Origin of the sequence: Actinomadura sp. NPDC049753 (assembly GCF_040674655.1) — a bacterium.
Taxonomy (GTDB): domain Bacteria; phylum Actinomycetota; class Actinomycetes; order Streptosporangiales; family Streptosporangiaceae; genus Spirillospora; species Spirillospora verrucosospora.
This window is the reverse complement of sequence record NZ_JBFARL010000123.1, coordinates 1-24,919: the sequence shown is the minus strand read 5'-3', so window position 1 is coordinate 24,919 and position 24,919 is coordinate 1. Positions and strand designations below refer to the sequence as shown.

Genomic DNA, 24,919 nt, shown 5'->3' with positions numbered 1-24,919 from the left:
CTTGCCCATCGCTCCGGTCGCTCCTGCCACCAGCACCTTCATCGTCGGCTCCCTTCCTGTCCGGTCCGGGTTCGCCACCTGAACCGGATGGCCCGACGATTACTGACAAAAGTCGAACGTGGCCTACGTCACACCGTGAGCAGCGGCTTCCCGTGGTCGGTCGCCGCCCATTGCTCGGTCGCGCGTTCGAGCTTGTCGGGGTTCGCCTGAGTACGGCATGCAGTGATGCCCTCGGCTGTGACCTCCAGGCACATGATGGCGACGACCCGGCCGTCCACGACGGCCACGACGGCGGGCTCGCCATTGGCGACCCAGGCGTATATCTCGGACGAGCCGCCGACGATGGCGCGCTTGGCCTCGGCGGGCTCGAACAGGGCCCGGACGAACTTCGCGACCGCGACCGCTCCCTCGAACGCCCTGGTGCGTGCCGGGACCCGCCCTCCGCCGTCGCCGACGGAGACGGCGTCCTTGGTGAGCAGGCGTACGAGCTCATCGGTCCGGCCGCTGGCGGCGGCCGCGAGGAACTCCTCGACGATCCGGTGGGCGGCGGCCTCGTCGATCTCGCTGCGCGTCCTGCCGTACGCGACATGCTTCTTGGCACGGTGAAAGATCTGCTGGCAGGCGGCCTCGGTGATGTCGAGGATCTCGGCGATCTCCCGGTGCGGGTAGTCGAAGGCCTCCCGCAGCACATAGACGGCCCGCTCGTTGGGAGACAGGCGCTCCATAAGGGTGAGGACCGCGTACGACACCGATTCGCGCTGCTCGGCCGTGTCGGCGGGCCCGAGCATCACGTCCCCCGCGAGCAGCGGCTCGGGGAGCCATCGGCCCACGTAGGTCTCGCGGCGTGCCCGTGCGGAGGTGAGCTGGTTGAGGCACAGGTTGGTGAGCACCTTCGTCAGCCAAGCCTCGGGGACCTCGACGCGGGCGACGTCGGCGGCCTGCCAGCGCAGGAACGTCTCCTGCACGACGTCCTGGGCCTCGTCGGCGGAACCGAGGAGACGGTAGGCGATGGCCTGCAGGCGAGGCCTCGCCAGCTCGAACCGGTCGACGTCCGTCCCCGTCAAAGGCATGATCCGATCATAGTCTTCCGCAGTTCCAGCTGGTCGCGGCCCGTCTCGTGGACCGGGGTCGTCCGGAGGGCAGGACTGTCACCTCTGACATGCCGACGGGGAACCGACCTCAGCCGGCCTCCTTCCCGCCCGAATCTCGGTCTCAGGCGCCGCCGCCACCACGCACGGGTTCCGTAGCGGGGCGAAGTCCGTCGAAGAAGACGGCCAGGATTTGCCCACGGTCCTCAGGTGCTCGTTCCACGGCCCAGGCGACCGCCGCGACGAGCGAGAACAGCGCGGAGGCGTTGACGTCCGGCCGGACGGCTCCGGCCCGCTGAGCGCGCGCCAACAGCTGCGCCCCACCCGCTTTCATGGCCTGACAACTGGCGTGCAGGTCCGATTCCGGATCGGCGAGGCTGTCAACGAGGGCGTCGACCAGGCCGCGATAGGTCATCGCATGCTCCACGGCGGCCTGGAACCACTCGGCCAGCGCGTCGCCAGGCATGTCGGCGGTGAGCAGTGCGTCCGAGCGCACGCGCAGTCCGCGCAGGCTCTCACCCAGTAGTGCCTCCAGAAGCGCCTGGCGGTTCGGGAAGTGCCGGTAGAGGGTCACGTTCCCGACGCCGGCTCGGCGCGCGATGTCGTTCAGGGACGCGCCGACGCCCTGCTCGGTGAACGCCGCCCGTGCCGCCGTCAGCAGCCGGTCGTAGTTGCGCCGCGCGTCCTTGCGCGGTGCCCGCTCGGTCGCCCGCCCATTCGCCATGAACCCTCCGCCGGTTGCTAAACGAGGAACCTCCTCATATTGTACCGGACTTGAAGCGAGGAACCTCCTCGTTTAACTTCCACCGCCGCAGCGAGGAGCACCATGACCGAAGAGATCCTGCCCGCGCCGACGACGGAGGGCGCCCGCGTGCCCGGCCCGTCCGGATCGCAGCGCCGACCGGGCCTCGTGCTGGCGATCGTGCTGATCTGCCAGACGATGTTCATCCTCGACACCAGCGTGGTGAACATCGCCCTGCCCCACATCCAGCGGGACATGGGGTTCTCCCCCGCCGATCTGTCGTGGGTGCTGAACGCCTACATGCTGGCCTTCGGCGGGCTGCTCCTGCTCGGCGGACGCATCGGCGACATCTTCGGCCAGCGGCGGGCACTCATCGGGGGAGTCGCCGTGTTCACCGTCGCCTCACTCGCCGGCGGGCTGTCGACCTCGGCCGGGATGCTGCTCGCCGCCCGCGCCGGGCAGGGGATCGGCGCCGCCGTCGCCGCACCGACCGTGCTCGCCCTGATCACCATCGGCTTCCCCGGCCAGGCCGCGCGAGGGCGGGCGCTCGGCGCCTACGCGGCCGTTTCCGGCTCCGGCGCCGCCCTCGGCCTGATCGCCGGCGGAATGCTCACCGACTGGATCTCCTGGCGCTGGGTGCTGTTCATCAACGTGCCGGTCGGCGCCGTCCTGCTCGTCTCGGCCCCGCTGTTCATCGCCGAAACCGACCGCCGTCCGGGACACTTCGATCTCGCCGGCTCGCTGACCTCGACCCTGGGCGTGACCGCACTCGTCTTCGGCTTCATCCGCGCCGCCGAACAGGACTTCGGCGACCCGGTCGCCCTCGGCGCGCTCGGCGCGGCCGTCATCCTGCTCGCGCTGTTCGTGGCCGTCGAGGCCCGTGTCCGGCAGCCGATCACTCCGCTGCGGCTGTTCGCCGACCGCGACCGAGCCACCGGCTACCTCGGCCTGCTGTTCGTCATGGCCGCGGGCAACGGCATGTTCTTCTTCCTCACCCAGTTCCTGCAGCAGATCCGCGGCTACGACCCGCTGAAGGCCGGCCTCGCGTTCGTGCCGCTGACCATCTTGATCCTCGTCTCCTCCAACGCATCCGCTCGGCTGCTGCCCCGCCTCGGCGCGAAGACGCTCACCGCCTCCGGCGCCGCGGCCATCACCGTGGGCCTTCTCTGGCTGGCCCAGCTCACGCCGTCGGCCGACTACGCGGGATCGCTGCTCGGCCCGACGCTCATCGCCGGCCTCGGCATGGGCACCCTGCTGGTCGGGATCACCACCGTGCTGACCTCCGGCGTACGCGCGGAGGACTCCGGCGCCGCCTCCGGCCTGCTCAACGTCATGCAGCAGATCGGCGGCGCACTGGGGCTGGCCATTCTCGTCACCGCTTTCGGTGCCGCAACCCGCACGGCACACGGAACAGGCCACCACGTCTTCACCAAGGGGGCGACCACGGCCTTCACCGTCGGAGCGGCTTTCACCGCCTGCACCATCCTGCTTGCCCTGACGATGAAGCCCCACCAAGACCCCACGCGCGAACCCCTGCCTGGCGAGGAGCCCGTCCAGACGGGCGCCTAACCCAGTCGACGCTTCGCCCCGAGCCCCGGCAAAGGCCGGTCACGGTGGGCCGCAGATCGAACGTCGAGGCGCACCCAACGCAACAAACGATCACACGAAAGCGAGAGCGGGGTACCGGCCTATCTCCGGTACCCCGCTCTGGCCGGGCACTATGCAGTCGACATCGGCTCCGAATCAGCTGCAGCCGCTGGTGGAGCCGCAGCCCTCGCAGACGTAGCAGCTGCCCGCCGGGCGCATCTTGGTACCGCAGGTGAGGCACAGCGGCGCGTCGGCCGTGCGGCCCTGGCGGCTCTCGATGACCTCCATGGACGAGCGCGCCTCACCGCCCGCGGCCGGGGCGGGCGCCGCCGGCCGGGCGATCTCGGCGGACTGCGCCAGCGACTCGTGGTCGACCTCCTCCTCGGCGTGCAGGGCGGCGGGGTCCTCGCCGTTGGCCTGCATCGCGCGCTCCTCGGCGGTGAAGATGCCGAGACCGGCGCGCTCCTCGTACGGGAGGTGGTCCAGCGCCAGGCGGCGGAAGATGTAGTCCATCACCGAGGTCGCCATGCGGATGTCCGGGTCGTCGGTCATGCCCGCCGGCTCGAACCGCATGTTGGTGAACTTCTCCACCCACGTCTCCAGCGGGACGCCGTACTGGAGGCTGATGGAGATCGCCATGGAGAAGGCGTCCATCACGCCGGCGAGCGTGGAACCCTGCTTGCCGAGCTTGAGGAAGACCTCGCCGACGCCGTCGTCCGGGTAGGACGAGGCGGTCATGTAGCCCTCGGCGCCCGCCACGGAGAAGCGGGTCACGGTCGCGGGACGCTGCTTCGGCAGGCGCCGGCGGACGGGGCGCGGCGCCGTCTCGGCGGGCGCCGCCGCCTTCGGCTCCTCCTTCTTGCCCGCGGCGGACAGCGGCTGGCCGACCTTGCAGTTGTCGCGGTAGATCGCCAGGGCCTTCAGGCCGAGCCGCCAGCCCTCGAAGTACACCTTCTCGATGTCCTCGATGGTGGCGTGCTCCGGCATGTTGACCGTCTTGGAGATCGCGCCGGACAGGAACGGCTGGACGGCCGCCATCATCCGGACGTGCCCCATCGGGCTGATCGCCCGCTCGCCCATCGCGCAGTCGAACACCTCGTAGTGCTCGGGGCGCAGCCCGGGCGCGTCCACGACGTGGCCGTGCTCGGAGATGTACTCGACGATCGCCTCGATCTGCTCCTGCTGGTAGCCGAGCTGCTTCAGGGCGCGCGGCACCGTGTGGTTGACGATCTGCATGGACCCGCCGCCGACGAGCTTCTTGAACTTCATCAGCGCGAGGTCCGGCTCGATGCCGGTGGTGTCGCAGTCCATCATCAGGCCGATCGTCCCGGTGGGGGCGAGCAGGCTGGCCTGCGCGTTGCGGTAGCCGTTCTTCTCGCCGGCCTTCAGGCAGTCCGTCCACTGCTTGGCCGCGGCGGCGTGGATCGCCTTGCCCATCGCGTCCAGCGTGCGGACGTCGTCGTTGGCGGCGGCGTGCTTGCGCATGACGCGCTTGTGGCCCTCGGCGTTGCGCGCGTAGCCCGCGTACGGCCCGACGACGCCCGCGATCTCGGCCGAGCGCCGGTAGGCGACGCCCGTCATCAGCGACGTGATCGCCGCCGCGAGGGACCGTCCGCCCTCGGAGTCGTAGGCGTGCCCGGTCGCCATCAGCAACGCGCCCAGGTTGGCGTAGCCGATGCCGAGCTGCCGGTAGTCGCGGGTCGTCTGCGCGATCTTCTCCGTCGGGAAGTCGGCGAACGTGATGGAGATGTCCATCGCCGTGATGATCAGCTCGGTGAGCTTGACGAACCTGGCGACGTCGAAGGCGTCCTCGGGGGTGAGGAACTTGAGCAGGTTGATGCTCGCGAGGTTGCAGGACGAGTTGTCCAGGCTCATGTACTCCGAGCAGGGGTTGGACGCGGTGATCCGCCCGGTCTCGGGGTTGGTGTGCCAGTCGTTGATCGTGTCGTCGTACTGGATGCCCGGGTCGGCGCACTCCCACGCCGCCTTGGCCATCAGCCGGAACAGCTCCTTGGCCTTGATCGTCTCGACGACCTCGCCGGTCATGCGGGCGCGCAGCGCGAACTCGCCGTCCGACTCCACGGCGTGCATGAACTCGTCCGACACCCGGACGGAGTTGTTGGCGTTCTGGTACTGGACGCTGCCGATGTCCTTGCCGCCGAGGTCCATGTCGAACCCGGCGTCCCGCAGCGCGCGGATCTTGTCCTCCTCGCGCGCCTTGGTCTCGATGAACTCCCCGATGTCGGGGTGGTCGACGTCCAGCACGACCATCTTGGCGGCGCGGCGGGTCGCACCGCCCGACTTGATCGTTCCGGCGGACGCGTCGGCGCCGCGCATGAACGACACCGGGCCGCTGGCCGTCCCGCCCGAGGACAGCAGCTCCCGGCTGGAGCGGATGCGGGAGAGGTTCAGGCCGGCGCCCGAGCCGCCCTTGAAGATCACGCCCTCTTCCTTGTACCAGTCCAGGATCGACTCCATCGTGTCGTCCACGGACAGGATGAAGCACGCCGAGACCTGCTGCGGGGACTTGGTGCCGACGTTGAACCACACCGGGGAGTTGAAGCTGAACATCTGGTGGACCAGCGCGTACTTCAGCTCGTGGTCGAAGATCTCGGCGTCCTCGTCGGAGGCGAAGTAGCCCTCCTTGAGGCCCGTGTCCACGTACATCCGGACGACGCGGTCGACGAGCTGCTTCAGGCTCCACTCCCGCTGCGGCGTGCCGACCGCCCCGCGGAAGTACTTCGACGTGACGATGTTGACGGCGTTCAGCGACCAGAAGTCGGGGAACTCGACGCCGCGCTGCTCGAAGTTCACCGAGCCGTCGCGCCAGTTGGTCATGACGACGTCACGACGCTCCCAGCGCATCTCGTCGTACGGATGCACGCCGGGCGTGGTGAAGATGCGCTCGATCTTCAGCCCCTTGCGGCCCCCCTTGCCGCGCCGCGCCGCCGAGCCGCTCACCGTCTCCGTCATGACCTTCCCCCTCTCGGACCCTCCCGCCGGGCCCTGTCCAGGAACAACCACGCCGCCGCGCGGACGATGCCCGCGCGGAGACGCCTTTACTTGTGTCTGATGTGTTTCCGGAACCGTCCCTAACGGGACGGGCCGGGCTCCCCCGAGGAACCGGCCTTCCGCAGTGCTTCGATCTCCTTGGCGAAGTCGTCCAGCGACTCGAAGCTCCGGTAGACCGAGGCGAATCGCAGATAGGCGACCTCGTCGAGTTCGCCGAGCGGCCCCAGGATCGCGAGGCCGATCTCGTGCGAGGGGATTTCCGCGGATCCGGACGACCTGATCGCCTCTTCGACCCGCTGTCCCAGCTTCGCGAGCGCATCCTCGTCGACCGGGCGGCCCTGGCAGGCCCTGCGCACCCCGGCGATGATCTTTTCCCGGGAGAACGGCTCGGTGACCCCGCTGCGCTTGGCCACCATCACGAGCACATTCTCCTGCGTCGTGAATCGCTTGCCGCATTCCGAGCACGACCGGCGGCGCCGAATGGCGCCGCCGTCATCGGTCGAACGGCTGTCGATGACTTTGGTGTCAGGGTTGCGACAGAACGGGCAGTGCACGTCCAATCCCTCCCCTGTCGTCAACGAGTTACACCGATGGTAGCGCCATATATAGGGAACTACATCGATGTGACTACTAGATGTTGTGGTCAACCGTAGGGGTCGCCGGACCGCTTCGCAACCTGCTCCCGCGTCCCCTCCGTCACATCCGCCGCGTCCGCGCAGGTCATCTCCGAGACCCCGATTTTCCGTCCGGGCGTGTCGTCACCCACCGCCTCCGACAGGCCCCTCCCGGTAACCCCCGTCACGGCAAAGTCCCAGCAAGAGGCCCCTCTCCCCCGCCCACCGCCTCCGGCAAGGCCCACCGCCCCTGGCCGCGCCGACAGGCGTCACCGAGGGGGGCCGCACGCACGCCCCACAGCCTCCCCGCCACGGGCGCGACCCGTCAGAACGAGGCTCACCCAGGCCGCCACGCCGCCCCCGGCGCCCGCCCCTCACGGCAGGCCCTACTACATCGCAATGAGACGCGCCAGACGTCCAGGACGGCGGACACGCAGACACGATCGACACGAGCGCGGACCACCGAACCACTCCCTCAGCCGTGGTGACTGAGCGTGTCGGGCGCGCCGTCAGCTTGAGGGGAGCCGGAGCTCCTGACCGGGGTGGACGGTGGGGTCGCCGGCCAGGCCATTGAGGTCGATTATGCGCTGCACCACGAGGCGCGGATCGGTGCCGGGATCGGCGGCGGAGGCGATGTCCCAAAGGGTCTCGCCGGGCTCGACGACGACCGTTTCAGCGGGACGCGACGGGCCGCCGTGGCTTTCGCGGGAACCGGCGAAGGCGCCCGAGCCCACGTTGAGCCAGAGCAGGATGAGCGTGACGGCGGCGGCGAACGCGACCAGGACGGCGCGGCCCCGGCGGGTGAGGCGGATCGGGGGATGGTCACTGTGGGGTGGTGAACCCGGCATCTCTCCCCTCCTCGACTTCGAATGCATTTTCGATCGAACGCCTGTACGATGTTCTACCAGGGGCCGTCCCGAAAAAGCGAGCGCATCTTCGAACAATTGTTTGATCATCGGGCCTGGACGCGATAGCGTTCATGACAAGGAGTGACGGATCCGAGGCGCCCGGGAGGCGACGAGCGATGAGCAAGGTCCGGGAGCTGCCCGACGGGCCGATGGACGAGACCGGCCTGACCCAGCGACAGCGCATGGTGCTGGAGGTGATCCGTGACTCGGTCCAGCGCCGCGGGTACCCGCCGTCGATGCGTGAGATCGGCGAGGCCGTGGGGCTGACCAGCACCTCCAGCGTGTCGCACCAGCTCCGGGCGCTGCAGCGCAAGGGTTTCCTGCGGCGCGACCCCAACCGGCCGCGCGCGGTCGAGGTGCGGGTGCCGGGCACCACGCCGGTGCGCACGCACGAGGAGACCTACGAGCCGGCCTCAGGGCAGCCCGCGCCCGCCTACGTGCCGCTCGTCGGCCGCATCGCCGCCGGCGGCCCGATCCTCGCCGAGGAGGCCGTCGAGGACGTCTTCACGCTGCCGAAGCAGCTCGTCGGCGAGGGCACCCACTTCCTGCTGAAGGTCACCGGCGACTCGATGATCGACGCCGCGATCGCGGACGGTGACTGGGTGGTCGTGCGGCAGCAGCCGGTGGCCGAGCAGGGCGACATCGTGGCCGCCATGATCGACGGCGAGGCCACGGTCAAGACGTTCAAGCGCCGCGACGACGGCCACATCTGGCTGATGCCGCAGAACCCCGCCTACGAGCCGATCCCCGGCGACGAGGCCTCGGTGCTCGGCCGGGTCGTGGCGGTCCTCCGCAAGATGTGACGCCGGCCCTCAGCGGCCGCCGGACCACCTCCGGCGGCCGCCCAAGCATGCCCCGCCCCCCGCCAGGCCACCACTCGGCATCTCATGCAGCGCACCACCCGGCTTTGCGCACCGTCTCCCATGGCGCACGCCCCCAAGCGGCGCGTTCCCTGGCACATCACATGGCCCGAGGGACGCATTGCCCTCGCGTGGCGCGCCATCTCAGGCAGCGCACCACCCGCATAGCGCCCACTCTCTGACGCACTAGCCGCATGCCCCCCGCATGGGGCACACCCCAGGCACATGGCCCGGCACAAGGGATGGTCCGAGGGGGCGCATTACCTTGCATGGCGTGCTACCTCAGGTGGCGCACTGGGCAGGCGGCGCACCCAGTTCGGGCAGCGCGTCGCCCTTGAGCGGCGCACCGATCGGCATCGCGCCCCGTTTCTGGTGCACAAGCCGCAGGGTGCATGACTTCGAGCGGCACACACGGTCCGAGGGACGCGTTGCTTTGGTGCGGGCCTGGCGGAGCGCCGCTCGGGCATTGAGCTCTGGTTGGAGCAGTGCGCAATGTCCGGGCGGCGCTCGTCGCCGTTTCGGCGCCGGCTCTGGGGTCAGCGCTTGGGGACGATGTTGACGATCTTGGGGGCGCGGACGATGATCTTCGCGATGTCGGCGCCGGCCAGGGCGTCCTGGACCTTGGTGGAGGCCAGGGCGCGGCGTTCCAGTTCCTCGTCGGCGATGCCGGGCGGGACGTCCAGGCGGTCGCGGACCTTGCCGGCGACCTGGACGACGCAGGTGACCGACTCCTCCACCAGCAGGGCGGGGTCGGCGGACGGCCAGCCCGCGCGGACCACCGGCGCGGTGCGGCCCAGCAGCTCCCACGCCTCGTCGGCGGTGTAGGGGGCGAACAGCGACAGCAGGACCGCGATCGCCTCGGCGGCCTCGCGGACGGCCGGGTCGGCGGCGCCGGGGCCGGAGTCGACGGCCTTGCGGGTCGCGGTGACCAGCTCCATGATCCGCGCGATGGCGACGTTGAACCGCTGCGTCTCGACCAGCGTGGTGACCTCGTCGACCGTGCGGGCCGTGGCGCGGCGCAGGGCCGTGTCGCCGGAGGCGACGTCGACGCCGGGCTCGGAGGAGACCTCGGCGGCGATGCGGTGCACGCGGGACAGGAACTTCGACATGCCGTGCGGGGACACGTCGGCCCAGTCGATGTCGTCCTCGGGCGGGCCGGAGAACAGGATCGCCAGCCGGACGACGTCCACCCCGAACTCGCCGATCTGCTCGCCCAGGTCGACGCCGTTGCCCAGCGACTTCGACATCGCCTTGCCCTGGTTGATCACCTGGCCCTGGTTCAGCAGCCGGGTGAAGGGCTCGGTGAAGTCGACCATGCCCATGTCGTACAGGACCTTGGTGAAGAACCGGCTGTACAGCAGGTGCAGGATGGCGTGCTCGACGCCGCCCGTGTACTGGTCGACCGGCATCCACTTGCGGACCTGCTCGACGTCGAACGGGCCGCCCTCGTAGCCGGGCGAGCAGTAGCGGAAGTAGTACCAGGACGAGTCGACGAACGTGTCCATGGTGTCGGTGTCGCGGGTGGCGGCGCCGCCGCACTTGGGGCACTCGGTGTTCACCCAGTCGGACGCGGCGGCCAGGGGCGAGGTGCCCTTGGGGGCCAGGTCGGCGCCGCGCAGGCCCTCGGGCAGGGTCACTGGCAGCTGGTCGTCGGGGACGGGGACCTCGCCGCACGCCTCGCAGTGCACGATCGGGATCGGGCAGCCCCAGAACCGCTGCCGGGACACCAGCCAGTCGCGCAGCCGGAAGTTCACCGACGCGCGGCCGGTGCCGCGCTCCTCCAGGATCGCGGTGATGCGGGCGATGCCGTCGGCCTTGGTCAGCCCGTCGATGGGGCCGGAGTTGACGATCGCGCCGTCGCCGGGCGTGGCGACGCCGGTCTCGGCGGGGTCGGCCAGGCCCGTCTCGACGACGACGCGGACGGGCAGGCCGAACTTCAGCGCGAAGTCCAGGTCGCGCTGGTCGTGCGCCGGGACGGCCATGATCGCGCCGTGCCCGTACTCGGCCAGGACGTAGTCGGACGCCCAGACGGGCAGCCGCTCGCCGTTGACCGGGTTGACCGCGTAGCGGCCCAGGAACACGCCGGTCTTCTCACGCTCGGTGGACAGCCGCTCGATCTCGCTCTCGCGGGAGACCTCGTCGCGGTAGGCCTCGAACGCGGCGCGGTGGTCGGGGTGGCAGATCTCCTCGGCCAGCGCGGCGTCGGCGGCCACGACCATGAACGTGGCGCCGTACAGGGTGTCGGGGCGGGTGGTGTAGACGGTGACGGGCTCGTCGCGCCCCTCGATCACGAAGTCGACGTCGGCGCCGGTGGAGCGGCCGATCCAGTTGCGCTGCATCAGCAGGACGCGCTCGGGCCACTTGCCCTCCAGCTGCGCCATGTCGTCCAGCAGCCGGTCCGCGTACTCGGTGATCTTGAAGTACCACTGGGTCAGCACACGCTTCTCGACCAGCGCGCCGCAGCGCTCGCAGTGCCCGCCGACGACCTGCTCGTTGGCCAGGACGGTCTGGTCCTTCGGGCACCAGTTGACGTGGCCGCCCTTGCGGTAGGCCAGGCCCCGCTCGTAGAAGCGCAGGAACAGCCACTGCGTCCACTTGTAGTACCCGGGGTCGGAGGTGTGCAGGCGCCGCGTCCAGTCGAAGGACGGGGCGTAGCGGTGGAAGGAGGCCGCCTGCGTCTCGATGTTGGCGTACGTCCACTCGGCCGGGTGCGAGTCGCGCTTGATGGCGGCGTTCTCGGCGGGCAGGCCGAAGGAGTCCCAGCCGATCGGGTGCAGGACGTTGAAGCCGCGCTGGAACCAGTAGCGCGCGACGACGTCGCCGATGGCGAACGCCTCCGCGTGGCCCATGTGCAGGTCGCCGCTGGGGTAGGGGAACATGTCCAGGGCGTAGCGGCGCTCCTCGGCGGTGCCCTCCTCGTCCGCCTTGAACGGGTCGAGCTCCTCCCAGCGGGCCTGCCACTTGTCCTGAACCGCCCGTGGGTCGTACCCGTCGTTCAGGGGGGACGACCCCCCTGTACCCCCCGGCGTTGCGCGGTGGGGAACGTCGCTGCTCACGCTTCTGACTCCGGTTCCTGCTGCTGGGTCGTGGCCGTCCGCCGACATGAAACGGCCCCTCGCGCAGGAGGGGCCACCACGCTGACGTCAGTGCGTCAACGCGGTCCTTCGAGGAGCAGCCTGGTTGGCATACCTCAAGAGTAGCGCAACCGCAACCCCGCCCGCCGCGACTTAGTGCCCCGACTCCTGGCGGGCCATGGACACGACGCCGGTCACCTGCACGCGGGTCAGCTCCAGGTCGGCGCCCACGGCGGACAGCGTCTCCTCCTCGGAGACGGTCAGCGGGCCGTCGACCAGCGCGATCTCGGCGGCGGCGCGCAGGATGCTCTCCCGCGCCTCGGGGGCGAGGGCGGAGGCGGCGCGCCCCATCTCGACGCGGACCTCGTCGAAGGGGCGGCCGAGGTCGGCGTTCAGGGCGGACTCGTCGTACCCGGGCTCGCCGGCCTGGCGGACGACGGCGACCGCGCGGGAGCGGGCGGCCGCGTTGGTGTAGTCGCCGGAGCGCAGGACCTGGGCGATCGCCATGCGCAGCAGCATCGCGGGCATCTGCGCGAGCTGAGCGGTGGTCGGCACGTCGAGCACGGCGGGGTTCCAGCGGCCGTGGCAGGTGTCGCATTCGACGAACTCGCCGCCGGCCTTCGTCAGCGGGATGACCGGGATGAAGAACAGCGTGAAGAAGTTGCGCCCCTGCCTGCGGCGGTACTCGCGGTCGCCGCCGCATCCGGGGCAGTGGAAGATTCCCCTGGTCAGGGTGAAGAACACCACTCGCCAGCCGAAGATGATCAAGATCGCGCACCCTTTCTCGCTGCAGCGGCACATGCTAGCGCCGCGGGGTGACGGGCATCCGGCGCGGGCCCGGCGTCCGCCCGAACCGTCCGGATCCGGTCACAGGGCCGGGAACCCGGCGGGGACGGCCCCTCATCCTGCACCCGGACGCGCCGTCGCAACGACGAAAACGCCACGTCAAGGCCTGCGAATGATGGCGCCGGACGCGTCCCGTGCAGCAGGATGTGCGGAACGGTTTCATACACTCGCCGGTAACTAACCGGCCGGTCACCTTTCCGCGCGAGGAGTGCCATGCTCAACCTGTCCGTGCTGCTGGAGGACGCCGCCCGGGAGACGCCCGACCGCGATGCCGTCGTGTTCGGCGACCTCCGGCTCTCCTACTCCTTCCTCGACCAGGTCGCGAACCAGGTCGCGAACCTGCTGCGCGAGCGCGGCGTCGGGCCGGGCGACAAGGTGGCGCTGTCCAGCCCGAACCTCCCCTACTTCCCGATGGTGTACTTCGGAGCGCTCAAGGCGGGGGCGGTGGTCGTCCCGCTGAACGTGCTGCTCAAGCCGCGGGAGATCGCCTACCACCTCGGCGACTCCGGCGCCAAGGCGTTCTTCTGCTTCGAGGGCACGCCGGAGCTGCCCCTCGGCGAGATGGGGCGCGCCGGGTTCGAGCAGGCGGAGGGGTGCGAGCACCTCTTCCTGCTGCCCGCCGACCCGTCCGCCGCCGAGTCCCCGGTGGAGGGGGCGGAGCTGTTCTGGGCCGCGCTCGCGGGGAAGCCGGGCACCTTCGAGACGGCGCGGACCGGGCCGGACGACACCGCCGTGATCATCTACACCAGCGGGACGACCGGGCAGCCGAAGGGCGCCGAGCTCACGCACAGCAACCTCCTCATGAACGCCATGGTGGACGACACGCTCTTCTACCGGACGCTGCACGACACGTCGCTGGTCACGCTGCCGCTGTTCCACATCTTCGGGCAGACGTGCGTGATGAACGTCGGCCTCTACCGGCGCGCGACGCTCGTGATGCAGGCGAGGTTCGACGCCCGGCAGGCCGTCGAGCTGATGGTCAAGGAGAAGGTGAACATCTTCGCGGGCGTCCCGACGATGTACTGGGGCCTGCTGACCGACGAGACCTCCGACGAGGACATCGCGGTGATCCGGGAGAACCTGCGGGTCGCGGTGTCGGGCGGGTCGGCGCTGCCGATGGAGGTCCTCAAGGGGATCAAGACCAAGTTCGGCGTGGACGTCCTGGAGGGCTACGGCCTGTCGGAGACGTCGCCGGTGGCCTCGTTCAACCGCCCGGACCGCCCGACCAAGCCCGGCTCGATCGGCCTGCCCGTGTGGGGCGTGGAGATGAAGCTGATCGACGACGACTGGAAGGAGATCGAGGGCGAGGGGCCCGGTGAGATCGCCATCCGGGGGCACAACATCATGAAGGGTTACCACGGGCGGCCCGAGGCGACCGAGGCCTCGGTCAGGGACGGCTGGTTCCGCACCGGCGACGTGGCCCGCCGCGACGAGGACGGCTACTACTACATCATCGACCGCTCCAAGGACATGATCATCCGGGGCGGGTACAACGTGTACCCGCGGGAGCTGGAAGAGGTCCTGATGACCCACCCGGAGGTGTCGCTGGCCGCGGTGGTGGGCGTCCCGCACCCCTCGCACGGCGAGGAGGTCAAGGCGTACGTGATCCGCACGCCCGGCGCCTCCGTGACCGAGGACGAGCTGGTCGCGTGGGGCAGGGAGCAGTTCGCCAACTACAAGTACCCGCGGATAGTCGAGTTCCGCGACGAGCTGCCGATGACCGCCACCGGCAAGATCCTCAAGCGCGAGCTGCGCTGACCGCGCGCGGGGCCCGGGACCTCAGCGGATGCCGAGGTCCTGGGTCCCGACGACGCGCAGCAGTTTCATCGCCTCGTGCGAGGGCGTGCCCGGCGTGGTCGTGTAGAGGACGACCCGCTGGTCGCGTTCCGGGACGTGCAGGACGTCGCAGTGCATGTCCAGCTCGCCGACGACGGGATGCGTCATGCGCTTGCGGCTGCCGCGCCTGATCCCGACCTCGCCCTCGTCCCAGAGCCGGGCGAACAGCGCGCTGCGGCCGGCGACCTCGGCGACCAGCGCGGCGATGCCGGCGTCGCCCGGATACCGGCCGAACGCGGCCCGCAGGTCGGCCACCAGTCCGCGGGCGAACCGCGTCACGTCCTCGTCGGTGCCGTACCGCTCGATGTCGGTGCCGGCGAACAGCCACCGGACGACGTTGCGGTCCTGGGGCGCCATCGCGGCGAAGTCGGTCATGAGCGCCGCCGCGAGCGGGTTCCAGGCGATGATGTCCTGCCGGGCGCTCAGCACGTAGGCGGGCGTGTCGTCCAGCCGTTCGAGCAGGTGGACGATGCCCGGCGGGACGTCCTGCGAAGGGCCGCTCGGCGGTTCCGGAGCCTCGCCGGCGAGGCCGTAGAGGTAGGCGCGCTCGTCGTCGGTCAGCCTCAGCGCGCGCGCCAGCGCACGGAGGATCTGCCTGGACGGGCGGGGCCCGCGTCCCTGCTCCAGCCGGATGTAGTAGTCCACCGACATCCCGGCCAGTCGCGCGACCTCTTCCCGGCGCAGACCGGGGGTCCGGCGGCGCGTCCCTCCCGGGAGCCCGACGTCCGCGGGCTGGATGCGGGCCCGCCGGGAACGCAGGAACGCCGCCATCTCCTGTCTGTCCATGTCCTCCAGCATGTCCGATACGGCGGGGCGGCCGCCGGGTCGAGGGTGGTACGGCCGATCCCAGCTTCGGCCGGTCTCTCCTCAGCCCGGACGCCGCCGGGAAACCTGGACGGCATGACGACACAGATCGCACTCATCACCGGAGCCAACAAGGGCATCGGCTTCGAGACGGCCCGCGTCCTCGGCCGCGGCGGCGCCACCGTCCTGCTCGGGGCGCGTTCGGCCGAGCGCGGCGAGCCGGCCGCCGCCGCGCTCGCAGCCGAGGGGATCGACGCCCGGTTCGTCCGGCTGGACGTCACCGACGCCGACACCGTGGAGGCCGCCGCCAAGTGGATCGACGCCGAGTTCGGCCGGCTCGACATCCTGGTCAACAACGCCGGGATCACCACGACGGGAGCCACCGGCTTCCCGCCCAGCCGGACGGCGCCGGACCTGGTCCGGACCGCGTTCGAGACCAACGTGTTCGGCGTCGTCGCGGTCACCAACGCGATGCTCCCGCTGCTGCGCCGCTCCCCCGCCGGGCGGATCGTCAACGTCTCCAGCGAACTCGGCTCGCTGACGTTGCACGGCGACCCGGCCAGCCCGGTGCACGGCGTCAACCTGCTGCCGTACAACGCGTCCAAGTCGGCCCTGAACGCCGTCACCGTCGCCTACGCCAAGGAGCTGGCCGGCACCTCGGTCACGGTGAACGCCGCCACGCCCGGGTACTGCGCGACGGATCTCAACGACCACGCCGGGCACCGGACGCCGGAGCAGGGGGCGTCCGTGATCGCCGGGGTGGCCCTGCTCGGCGACGGCGGCCCGACGGGCGCGTTCCTCGCCGAGGACGGCCCCCTGCCCTGGTAGTCCGGGCTCAGATCGTGTAGGGCAGGCGCTTGATCCCGTTGATGAAGTTGGACTCCAGGCGGTCGGGGTCGCCGGAGGCGCGGATGGCGGGCGTGCGGCGCAGCAGCTCGCGGAACATCACGGTGATCTCGCGCCTGGCCAGGTGCGCGCCGAGGCAGAAGTGCGGCCCGGGCCCGCCGAACCCGACGTGCGGGTTCGGGTCGCGCAGGATGTCGAACCGCTCCGGGTCGGTGAAGACCGACTCGTCCCGGTTGGCCGACCAGTAGTAGAGGACGAGCTTGTCGCCCTCCTTGATCTCGTGCTCGTTCAGCGTGGTGTCGCGGGTCGCGGTCCGGCGCATCCAGATGACCGGCGAGACGTACCGGACGATCTCCTCGACCGCGCCGGGCATGCGGCCGTCGAAGTCCTCGACGAGCAGGGCCCGCTGGTCGGGGTTGCGGGTGAACAGGTCGAGGCCGTGGGCGATCGCGTTGCGGGTGGTCTCGTTGCCGGCGACGACCAGCAGGATGAAGAACGAGCCGAGCTCCTGGTCGGTGAGCGACTCGCCATCGAGGTTGGCGTTCACCAGGGCGGAGGTGAGGTCGTCGGTGGGGTCCGCCCGGCGCTGCCGCCCGAGCTCCTCGACCAGGCCGCGCAGCGTCTCCCCGGCGCCGAGCAGCGCCATCGCCATCTGCTCCGGCTCGTCGGACGGGATGAACTCGGGGTCGTTGCCCGCCAGGATGACGTTCGTGGCGTCCAGGACGGTCCTGTACTGGTCCTCCGCGATGCCCATCATGTCGCAGATGATCTTCAGGGGGAGCCGTGCGGCGACGTCGGCGACGAAGTCGCCCGTCCCGCCGCCCGCCGCCACGTTCTCGACGATCTGACCCGCGACCGCCTCGACCCGGTCCTCGAACCGCTGGATCATGCGGGGCGAGAACGCCCGGGACACGATCCGCCTGATCTTGGCGTGCCGGGGGTCGTCCATGCTGATCATCGAGCCGAAGTACTCGTGCATGTCGCCCGGCATGTCCGGGATGCTGATGGCGCCCCTGCCGGAGCAGAAGTCCTGCGGGCGGCGGGACGCCTCGACGACGTCGGCGTGCCGGGTCAGCGCGTAGTAGCCGGGGCCCCGGGGCGCGATGACGATGTCCGGCTCCTCGTAGCGGATGAGGCCGGCGTGCCAGCGCAGCGCCTTGAAGGCCTCGTGCCGGTAGTCGTGCTCCCGCCGCCAGAAATCCCAGTCGGTCAGGTTGATGTCGTCGACCTTGAGCACGCGCCCACCACCTCGTCATGTCCGAACCCGATTCGGTTTACATGCACCCTCTCAAAGTAAAGATGCAAGCGCACACTGATCGGCGGGGTGACGCGCCTCACACTGGTCCGCCGGGGGCGCGGGCGCGCCCGCACCCCCGGGCGACCGGTCACAACCGCGTCCAGGCCTCCTGGAGGACGGAGCGCAGGATCTGCTCGATCTCGTCGAAGTGCCCCTGGTCGCAGATCAGCGGCGGCGCCAGCTGGACGACGGGGTCGCCGCGGTCGTCGGCCCGGCAGTACAGGCCCGCCTCGTAGAGGGCCTTGTCGAGGAACCCGCGCAGCAGGCGCTCGGACTCCTCGTCGTCGAACGTCTCCCGCGTGTCCTGGTCCTTGACCAGCTCGATGCCGTAGAAGTAGCCGTCACCGCGCACGTCCCCGACGATCGGCAGGTCGCGCAGCCGCTCCAGCGTGCTCCGGAACGCGTCCCGGTTGCGCACGACGTGCCCGTTCAGGTCCTCGCGCTCGAACAGGTCGAGGTTGGCCAGCGCCACCGCCGCCGACACCGGGTGCCCGCCGAACGTGTAGCCGTGCGCGAACATCTCCGTCCCGCCCCTGAACGGCTCGAACAGGCGGTCGGCCACGAGCATCCCGCCGAGCGGCGCGTACCCGGACGTCACGCCCTTGGCGAAGGTGATGACGTCCGGCGTGTAGCCGAACCGCTGCGCGCCGAACGTCGTGCCGAGACGGCCGAACGCGCAGATCACCTCGTCCGACACCAGCAGGACGTCGTGCCGGTCGCAGATCTCCCGGACGCGCTCGAAGTAGCCGGGCGGCGGCGGGAAGCAGCCGCCGGCGTTCTGCACCGGCTCCAGGAACACGGCGGCGACGGTGTCGGCGCCCTCGAACTCGATGGCCTCCTCGATCCGGTCGGCGGCCCACCGGCCGAACGCCTCGGGGTCGTCGCGGTGCTGGGCGGCCCGGTAGATGTTGGTGTTCGGCACCCGGAAGCCGCTCGGCACCAGCGGCTCGTACGGCGCCTTCAGGCCGGGCAGGCCGGTGATCGACAGCGCGCCGTGCGGGGTGCCGTGGTAGGCGACCGCCCGGCTGATCACCTTGTGCTTGCCCGGCTTGCCGGTGAGCTTGAAGTAGTGCTTGGCGAGCTTCCACGCGCTCTCCACCGCGTCGCCGCCCCCGGTGGTGAAGAAGACGCGGTTCAGGTCGCCGGGCGCGAGGGCGGCGAGCCGCTCGGCCAGCTCGACGGCCTTCGGGTGCGCGTACGACCAGATCGGGAAGTAGGCCAGCTCGGCGGCCTGCTTGGCGGCGGCCTGCGCCAGCTCCTCGCGGCCGTGCCCGGCCTGGACGGTGAACAGCCCGGCGAGGCCGTCCAGGTAGCGGCGGCCCGCCGAGTCGTAGACATAGGGGCCCTCCCCGCGGACGATCACCGGGATCTCGCCGCCGTCCGGGGCCGCCGAGTGCCGCGCGAAGTGCATCCACAGATGGTCGCGCGCCGCCCTCTGCATCGCGTCGTGCTGCTGGCTGGTCACGTCCGACTCCGTCATCACGATTCCCTCGGTGCGATCGATCCAGTTGCTCTGATGCTATGTGACTGCGGATTCCGCTGTAAATACATGGTGATACGCCGATATCCGAAGAGAAAGCGCCCCGCCGGTCGGGCGGCGCGGAGCCGCGGGTACCGTTCGCCGCGAACCGAGGAGGCGCACATGGGCGACATCACGACCGGATCGGTCAACGCGAACGGGCTCGACTTCGGATACCTCACCGCCGGTCCCCAGGACGGGCCCCTGGCGCTGCTGCTGCACGGCTTCCCCGACTCCCCGCACACCTGGCGGCACCTCATGCCGGAGCTGGCCGCCGCCGGCTACCGCGCCGTGGCCCCTTTCATGCGCGGCTACGCCCCCACGTCCGTCCCCGCGGACGGCGCGTACCAGAGCGGCGCCCTCGCCGCCGACGCCATCGCTCTGCACGAGGCGCTCGGCGGCGGACCCGACGCCGTGGTCGTCGGCCACGACTGGGGCGCCTTCGCCACCTACGGTGCCGCCAACGCGGCCCCGGAACGCTGGCGCAAGGCGGTCGCCATGTCCGTTCCGCCGATCTCGGTGATGACGACCGCGTTCTTCGACTACGAGCAGCTCAAGCGCTCCTTCTACATCTTCGTCTTCCAGACGCCGCTGGCCGAGCTCGCGTTCGGCCGGCCGTTCGTCGAGGGGCTGTGGCGCGACTGGTCCCCCGACGACGGCCGCGACCGGTCCGGGGACGTCGACCGCGTGATGGAGTGCCTCGCCGCGCCGGACAACGCCGCGGCGGCGATCGGGTACTACCGCGCGATGCTCGACCCGTCCCGGCTCGTCGACCGGTACGCGGCCGAGCAGCAGGCGACCACCGCCGTGGGCGAGCGTCCCGTGCTCTACCTGCACGGCGCCGAGGACGGCTGCCTCGCCGCGGACGCGGTGGACCTCGACGCCGTCCGGGCCGCGCTTCCGCCCGGGTCGCGGGCCGAGCGGATCGGCGGCGCCGGCCACTTCCTCCAGCTGGACCGTCCCGCGGAGGTGAACGAGCGCGTGCTCAGCTGGCTGGCGTCCTGACCAGGTCGGCGGCCTTCTCCCCGATCATGATGGCGGGGGCGTTGGTGTGGCCCCGGGTGATCTGCGGCAGGATCGACACGTCCGCGACCCGGAGCCCCTCGACGCCGCGGACCCGCAGGTCCGGGTCGACGACCGAGCCGGCGTCGGTGCCCATCCGGCACGTGCCGGTGGGGTGGTAGAGCGTCTCCGCGTGCCCCCGGACGTAGGCGGCCAGCGCGTCCTCGTCGTCCGCCCCCACGTAGGGCTCCATGACGTCGCCGACGAAGGGCCTGAGCGCGTCGGCGGCCAGCAGTTCCTCCGCGCGCCGGACGCCGTGCATCAGCCGCCGCAGGTCGCTTTCCTCCGTCAGGTAGGCGGGATCGATCAGCGGCGGCGCGACCGGGTCGGCGGACGCGAGCGAGACGCGCCCGGACGACTCGGGCCGCAGCAGTACCACTCCGAGCGTCACGCCGTGCTCGGTCGGCGGGGTGAGCCCGTGCGCGACGTAGGGGGCCGGCGCGAAGATGAGTTCGAGGTCGGGGGCGTGCAGCGTGGAAGCGCTCTTGGTGAACACGACCGCCTCGCCCACGTTGGAGGTGAACGGCCCGCGCCGCGCGAGCAGGTAGCGGGCGATGTTCGGCAGCGACTCCGCGCCCGCGAGCGTGACCTTCCTCGGGCAGTGCCGGACGACGCCGACCGACAGGTGGTCCTGGAGATGGCGCCCTACCTGCGGGGACTCCACGACCGGCTCCACACCGGCGCTCCGCAGGTGCTCGGGGTCGCCGACGCCGGACAGCATCAGCAGGTGCGGCGACCCGACCGCGCCCGCGGCAAGGATCACCTCGCGGCGCGCCGTGACGCGCCCGCCGCCGTACTCCACGCCGGTCGCCCGGCCGTCCTCGATCAGGACCCGCGACACCTGCGCGCCCGTCACGACGGTCAGGTTGGGACGCTTCCGCGCGGGACGCAGGTACGCGTCGGCCGCGCTGCACCTCCTCCCGCGCCGCTGGCTGACCGGCGTGAGCGCGTACCCCTCGTTGGACGGTCCGTTCAGCTCGGGCAACCTGTTGAGGCCGGTGGCGGCGCACGCCTCCAGGAACGCCCGCGTGGTCACGTTCGGGCTGCGCTGCTCGGAGATCGTGACCGGGCCGGACGTGCCGTACACGTCGCCCTTGTTGGTGCCGACGCGCCCCTCCACGCGCTTGAAGTACGGGACGACGTCCTCGTACGACCAGCCGGGGATGTCCCAGTCGTCGTAGTCGTCGTAGTGCCCGCGCACCCACATCATCGCGTTCAGCGAGGACGACCCGCCGAGCGTCCTCCCCCGCGGCCAGTACAGCTCGCGCCCGTCCAGCTCGGGCTGCTCGGCGGTGCTGTAGTCCCAGTCGTACTCGGTCTTGAAGAGCTTCGGGAACGCGGCCGGGATGCGGATCTCGCTCTTGTCGTCCGGGCCGCCCGCCTCCAGGAGGGCGACGGTGACGGAGGCGTCCTCGGAGAGGCGAGCGGCCAGGGCGCACCCCGCGGACCCGGCGCCGACGATGACGTAGTCGTGTTCCATGGGGGGCTCCAGCGCTCCACGGGCCGCGGCACGGCCCGTTCTTCCCCCGGGCTTACCACCGGAAGGGGCCGCCCGTCCATGCGTGCGGAGCGGTTTCGATCGCCCGCACGCCGGCGGGAACCCGGATCGGGCGCGCAGCGTCGATCCCGTGAACCTGTGATCACTCAGAGGGGGCGTGCGATGACCGAGTACCCGGCCGGATCAGTCGAACCGTACGAGCGCGGCTTGGAGGCCAGGCGCGGCGGGAACCTCGCGGAGGCCGAGGAGCTGCTGCGGGAGGCGTTCGAAGCCGGGCATCCGGGGGGCGCCCACGAGCTCGGGTCCATCGCGGCGGAGCGCGGCGACGACCGGGAGGCTCTGGCGTGGTGGCGGCGGGCCGCCGAGGCGGGGCTCCCCGAGAGCGCCTTCGAGGTCGGCTACGGCGCGGAGCGGGACGGCGACCTGGAGACCGCCGAACGCTGGTACCGGCGGTCCGCCGAGGGCGGCTTCTCGGGCGGCGCTCTGAACCTGGGCATCCTGCTGGAGAACAGGGGCGACGTCGAACAGGCCATGGACTTGTTCCGCCGGGCCTGGGAGCTCGGCTCGGACAAGGCCGCGTTCAACCTCGGCCGGCTGTGCGACGACGACGGCAAGGGCGACCTCGAAGCGGCGGAGACCTGGTACGCCCGCGCCGCCGAGCGCGGCAACGGCGGCGCAGCGTTCAACCTGGGGTTCGTGCGCCAGGACAGGGGCGATCCCGCCGGGCGGCTCAAGGCGTGGCGGCTGGCCGCCGATCTCGGGCATCCCAAGGCCGCCTTCTGCCTCGGCGACCACTCGCAGCAGGCGGGCGACGAGAACGCCGCCATCGGCTGGTTCCGCAGATCGGTGCAGGAGGCCGGCGTCGAGCACGCCGCCCGCAGGCTCGGCGACCTCTACCGGCGCCGCGGCGACGAGCGCAGTGCCCGGTTCTGGTCGGAGTTCCTGAGCGGTCTCGGCTGCTACAGCCCGGAGTTCGAGGAGTTCGCCAGTGCGGGGTCGGCCGCGGCGATCCAGCGGCAGAACGTCCTCAACGCCGCCGTCGGGGACGGCGACATCGCCTTCGACGTCGACGCGCGCACCCTCACCGCGGGCGGCCGCACCCTCCACGGCATGACGTTCCTCGGCAGCTTCTCCCACGTGAGCGACACGTGGCTGTGGGCGTGGGCCAACCCGCACTACGGCGACGGCGTGCCCGCCGTCGCCCCGCTGGCCGCGGTCCGCGAGCACGGCGCGCGCCGCGCCATCCCGGAACTGACGGTGGGGCGCCTGGACCTGTCCGGCTTCCCCGACCCGCACCAGGCCGCGACCACCATGGCCATCGCCGCCGCCGCGCTGCTCGGCGGCAACGGCGTGCAGAGCTGCCGCGTGAACGACGGGCAGGGCTCGTTCTACTTCCACCTCGACGACCCGGCCCTGCCCGCGGCCGAGTTCGACCCGCTCTCGGCGACGCGCCTGATGATGACCGCCGCCGAGGTCTTCCCCACCGAGCAGCGCCGCGTCGTGCGCGGTTTCCTCGCCCACCACGGGTGCCGGATCCGGGAGAGCGAGGAGATCATCGAGGGCGTCGCCCCGCAGGGCGGCCAGGTGACGGTCGCCTTCACCCCCGACGGCGCCATCAAGGCCACCAGCGCGGGCCGCGCGGCCGCCGGCTGACCGGCCCGCCTCCGGCCGCGGCGGGCGGGGTCAGGCGGAGAAGCGGCGGAGCAGGACGGCCACGCGGAGCTCGTGGTGCTCGCGGTGCATGCGCCCGTCGCGCATCAGGGTGAGCAGGCCGTGCAGGCCGCTCCAGAACGTCTCGGTGAGCACGTCCACGTCGTCCCCGCCCGCGAACGGCCGGACGGTCTCGCGCAGCTCGCCGAACGCCTCCTGGAGCGCGGGCGGCGCCTCGGGGGTCGCGAACGGCAGGTCGACGTCCCTGACGAACATGACGTCGTAGAGGGCGGGCCTGCGCTCCGCGAAGTCCGTGTAGGCCGCCGCGACGTCCGCCAGCGCCTCGGCGGGCCCGGACGCCGCCGTGCGCGCCCGCCGCAGCTCGTCCGCGAGCTCGGCGCACCCCTCGACCGCGACCGCCGCCATGATGGCGCCCTTGCCCTTGAAGTGGCTGTAGAGGACGGGCTGGCTGTACTCGATCTCCGCGGCGAGCCGGCGCGTCGTGACCGCGTCCCACCCCTCGCTCTCGGCCAGCTCCCGCGCCGCCGTGATGATCAGCTTCTCGCGTTCCGCCCGCTCTCGCTCCCGGCGTCCCTGGATCGACATGGCAGCGATCCTAGCATTGCTAGCCATACTGTCGGCGCTATGCTAGCGTCGTTCTCGTTCCTAGCACCGCTAGCACTTTTGGAGACGCTGATGCTCACCCCTATCGCCTACGGACTGGCCACCGTGCTCGCCCTGCTCGTCCTCTTCATCGGCGCGCGGTTCCTCCTCTCCCCCCACCCGGCGGCCGCCGGCTACGGCGTGCCGGCCAAGCCGGACGGCGACGCCGCGTACCTGACGATCAAGGGGGTGCGCGACCTGACGTTCGGCGTCCTCGGCCTCGCCTTGATCGCCTTTGCCGAGGCCCACGCCGTGGGCTGGTACATGCTGGTCGTGGCCATCGCGCCGCTCGGCGACACCCTGATCGTGCTGCGCCACGGCGGCACGAAGGCCGCCGCGTTCGGCATCCACTTCGCCACCGCCGTGCTCGTGCTCGTCAGCGCGGCCCTGATGTTCGCCCTCTGACCCCTTCCGCCCCGGACACAAGGAGCCACCGCCATGTCGCTGATCTCACCGGACTTCGACGAGTCCGTGATCGTCCGTTCCGCCGAGGCCGAGGTGATCGGCCGCTCCCCCGTCACCATCCGGCTGCTGGCCGACAGCGGCTCGACCGGCGGCGCCCTCTCCACCCAGCGCGTCACCCTCGCCACCGGCGCGGACGGCGCCAAACCGCACCGCCACGACGGTTCCGCCGAGATGTTCTACATGCTGGACGGCGCCGCCCAGCTCCTCTCGGGCGAGCAGGTGGTGACCGCCGAACGCGGCGACCTCGTCGTCGTCCCGCCCGGCCTGCCGCACGCCTTCGCCGCCGCCCCCGGGGAGAGCGCCGACATCCTCATCGTCATCACCCCCGGCGTCGAGCGGTTCGAGTACTTCCGCCACCTGGAGCGCATCGCCTACGGGAAGGTCCCGCCCGAAAGCCTCCTGGACGTCCAGGAGATCTACGACACCTACTTCCTCGCCAGCGAGGCCTGGGACAAGGCGCGGGCCTGACGGCCCCGAAACGGCGACGGGCCGACCGGAACGTTCCGGGTGGCCCGGCACCCGGTGGAGGGGGCCGCGGGACGGTCCCC

General features: G+C 71.1%; 20 protein-coding genes. 8 read left to right on the top strand and 12 right to left on the bottom strand.

The genetic code is table 11. From position 1 onward, the window contains the following. Nucleotides 1–128 precede the first annotated feature (128 nt). Nucleotides 129–1,070, bottom strand: a complete 942-nt coding sequence (locus AB0K37_RS27035) for an RNA polymerase sigma-70 factor (RefSeq protein WP_363985730.1) — start codon at nucleotides 1,068–1,070, stop codon at nucleotides 129–131. 142 nt (nucleotides 1,071–1,212) lie between these two features. Beyond that, complete coding sequence (locus AB0K37_RS27030) at nucleotides 1,213–1,812, bottom strand: helix-turn-helix domain-containing protein (protein WP_363985728.1); 600 nt, start codon at nucleotides 1,810–1,812, stop codon at nucleotides 1,213–1,215. A gap of 102 nt (nucleotides 1,813–1,914) precedes the next feature. Between AB0K37_RS27030 and AB0K37_RS27025 the strand changes: the two genes are divergently transcribed. Further along, nucleotides 1,915–3,399, top strand: a complete 1,485-nt coding sequence (locus AB0K37_RS27025) for an MFS transporter (protein WP_363985726.1) — start codon at nucleotides 1,915–1,917, stop codon at nucleotides 3,397–3,399. A 174-nt stretch (nucleotides 3,400–3,573) separates the two neighbouring features. On the opposite strand, the gene AB0K37_RS27020 is transcribed toward AB0K37_RS27025, so the two are convergent. The 3 genes from AB0K37_RS27020 to AB0K37_RS27010 all read right to left on the bottom strand — a co-directional run bounded on the left by AB0K37_RS27020 (nucleotide 3,574) and on the right by AB0K37_RS27010 (nucleotide 7,891). Then, a complete protein-coding gene (locus AB0K37_RS27020) occupies nucleotides 3,574–6,390 on the bottom strand; it encodes a vitamin B12-dependent ribonucleotide reductase (RefSeq protein WP_363985724.1) in 2,817 nt (938 codons plus the stop codon). 119 nt (nucleotides 6,391–6,509) lie between these two features. Then, the gene (gene nrdR, locus AB0K37_RS27015; RefSeq protein ID WP_141583086.1) at nucleotides 6,510–6,983 is read right to left on the bottom strand and encodes a transcriptional regulator NrdR; all 474 of its coding nucleotides are present in this window, start codon (nucleotides 6,981–6,983) and stop codon (nucleotides 6,510–6,512) included. Nucleotides 6,984–7,552: 569 nt separating this feature from the next. Continuing rightward, nucleotides 7,553–7,891, bottom strand: a complete 339-nt coding sequence (locus AB0K37_RS27010) for a LysM domain-containing protein (RefSeq protein WP_363985722.1) — start codon at nucleotides 7,889–7,891, stop codon at nucleotides 7,553–7,555. A 176-nt stretch (nucleotides 7,892–8,067) separates the two neighbouring features. Between AB0K37_RS27010 and lexA the strand changes: the two genes are divergently transcribed. Continuing rightward, a complete protein-coding gene (gene lexA / locus AB0K37_RS27005; protein WP_353832695.1) occupies nucleotides 8,068–8,754 on the top strand; it encodes a transcriptional repressor LexA in 687 nt (228 codons plus the stop codon). Between the two features lie 593 nt (nucleotides 8,755–9,347). On the opposite strand, the gene leuS is transcribed toward lexA, so the two are convergent. Further along, the gene (leuS, locus tag AB0K37_RS27000) at nucleotides 9,348–11,810 is read right to left on the bottom strand and encodes a leucine--tRNA ligase (protein WP_363985732.1); all 2,463 of its coding nucleotides are present in this window, start codon (nucleotides 11,808–11,810) and stop codon (nucleotides 9,348–9,350) included. Between the two features lie 228 nt (nucleotides 11,811–12,038). Further along, nucleotides 12,039–12,653, bottom strand: coding sequence for a hypothetical protein (locus AB0K37_RS26995; protein ID WP_363985720.1), 615 nt, complete (start codon nucleotides 12,651–12,653; stop codon nucleotides 12,039–12,041). A 291-nt stretch (nucleotides 12,654–12,944) separates the two neighbouring features. Here AB0K37_RS26995 and AB0K37_RS26990 point away from each other — a divergent pair, with 291 nt between their 5' ends. Then, nucleotides 12,945–14,489, top strand: coding sequence for a long-chain fatty acid--CoA ligase (locus AB0K37_RS26990; protein ID WP_363985718.1), 1,545 nt, complete (start codon nucleotides 12,945–12,947; stop codon nucleotides 14,487–14,489). Nucleotides 14,490–14,510: 21 nt separating this feature from the next. Here AB0K37_RS26990 and AB0K37_RS26985 read toward each other — a convergent pair whose 3' ends face one another. After that, nucleotides 14,511–15,353 carry a helix-turn-helix transcriptional regulator gene (locus AB0K37_RS26985; RefSeq protein WP_363985716.1) on the bottom strand — a complete coding sequence of 281 codons (843 nt, stop codon included), beginning with the start codon at nucleotides 15,351–15,353 and terminating at the stop codon, nucleotides 14,511–14,513. 114 nt (nucleotides 15,354–15,467) lie between these two features. Here AB0K37_RS26985 and AB0K37_RS26980 point away from each other — a divergent pair, with 114 nt between their 5' ends. Further along, a complete protein-coding gene (locus tag AB0K37_RS26980) occupies nucleotides 15,468–16,199 on the top strand; it encodes an SDR family oxidoreductase (protein WP_363985714.1) in 732 nt (243 codons plus the stop codon). 7 nt (nucleotides 16,200–16,206) lie between these two features. Here the strand turns inward: AB0K37_RS26980 and AB0K37_RS26975 are convergent, their stop codons facing one another. Next, entirely contained in the window at nucleotides 16,207–17,454 is a 1,248-nt protein-coding gene (locus tag AB0K37_RS26975; protein WP_363985712.1) for a cytochrome P450, read from the bottom strand. Between the two features lie 148 nt (nucleotides 17,455–17,602). Next, nucleotides 17,603–18,994 (bottom strand): aspartate aminotransferase family protein, encoded by a 1,392-nt coding sequence (locus AB0K37_RS26970; RefSeq protein WP_363985710.1) that lies wholly within the window; start codon nucleotides 18,992–18,994, stop codon nucleotides 17,603–17,605. A 162-nt stretch (nucleotides 18,995–19,156) separates the two neighbouring features. Between AB0K37_RS26970 and AB0K37_RS26965 the strand changes: the two genes are divergently transcribed. After that, the gene (locus AB0K37_RS26965) at nucleotides 19,157–20,038 is read left to right on the top strand and encodes an alpha/beta hydrolase (protein ID WP_363985708.1); all 882 of its coding nucleotides are present in this window, start codon (nucleotides 19,157–19,159) and stop codon (nucleotides 20,036–20,038) included. On the opposite strand, the gene AB0K37_RS26960 is transcribed toward AB0K37_RS26965, so the two are convergent. Further along, nucleotides 20,019–21,575 carry a GMC family oxidoreductase N-terminal domain-containing protein gene (locus AB0K37_RS26960; protein ID WP_363985706.1) on the bottom strand — a complete coding sequence of 519 codons (1,557 nt, stop codon included), beginning with the start codon at nucleotides 21,573–21,575 and terminating at the stop codon, nucleotides 20,019–20,021. The genes AB0K37_RS26965 and AB0K37_RS26960 overlap by 20 nt on opposite strands. A gap of 180 nt (nucleotides 21,576–21,755) precedes the next feature. Here AB0K37_RS26960 and AB0K37_RS26955 point away from each other — a divergent pair, with 180 nt between their 5' ends. Beyond that, nucleotides 21,756–23,246 (top strand): tetratricopeptide repeat protein, encoded by a 1,491-nt coding sequence (locus AB0K37_RS26955; RefSeq protein WP_363985704.1) that lies wholly within the window; start codon nucleotides 21,756–21,758, stop codon nucleotides 23,244–23,246. Between the two features lie 30 nt (nucleotides 23,247–23,276). Here AB0K37_RS26955 and AB0K37_RS26950 read toward each other — a convergent pair whose 3' ends face one another. After that, on the bottom strand, nucleotides 23,277–23,849 hold the full coding sequence (locus AB0K37_RS26950; protein ID WP_363985702.1) for a TetR/AcrR family transcriptional regulator: 573 nt from the start codon (nucleotides 23,847–23,849) through the stop codon (nucleotides 23,277–23,279). Nucleotides 23,850–23,939: 90 nt separating this feature from the next. Between AB0K37_RS26950 and AB0K37_RS26945 the strand changes: the two genes are divergently transcribed. Both AB0K37_RS26945 and AB0K37_RS26940 read left to right on the top strand, forming a co-directional pair. Further along, a complete protein-coding gene (locus AB0K37_RS26945) occupies nucleotides 23,940–24,311 on the top strand; it encodes a DUF4267 domain-containing protein (RefSeq protein ID WP_363985700.1) in 372 nt (123 codons plus the stop codon). A gap of 33 nt (nucleotides 24,312–24,344) precedes the next feature. After that, nucleotides 24,345–24,839 (top strand): cupin domain-containing protein, encoded by a 495-nt coding sequence (locus tag AB0K37_RS26940; protein WP_363985698.1) that lies wholly within the window; start codon nucleotides 24,345–24,347, stop codon nucleotides 24,837–24,839. The last annotated feature ends 80 nt before the right edge of the window (nucleotides 24,840–24,919 follow it).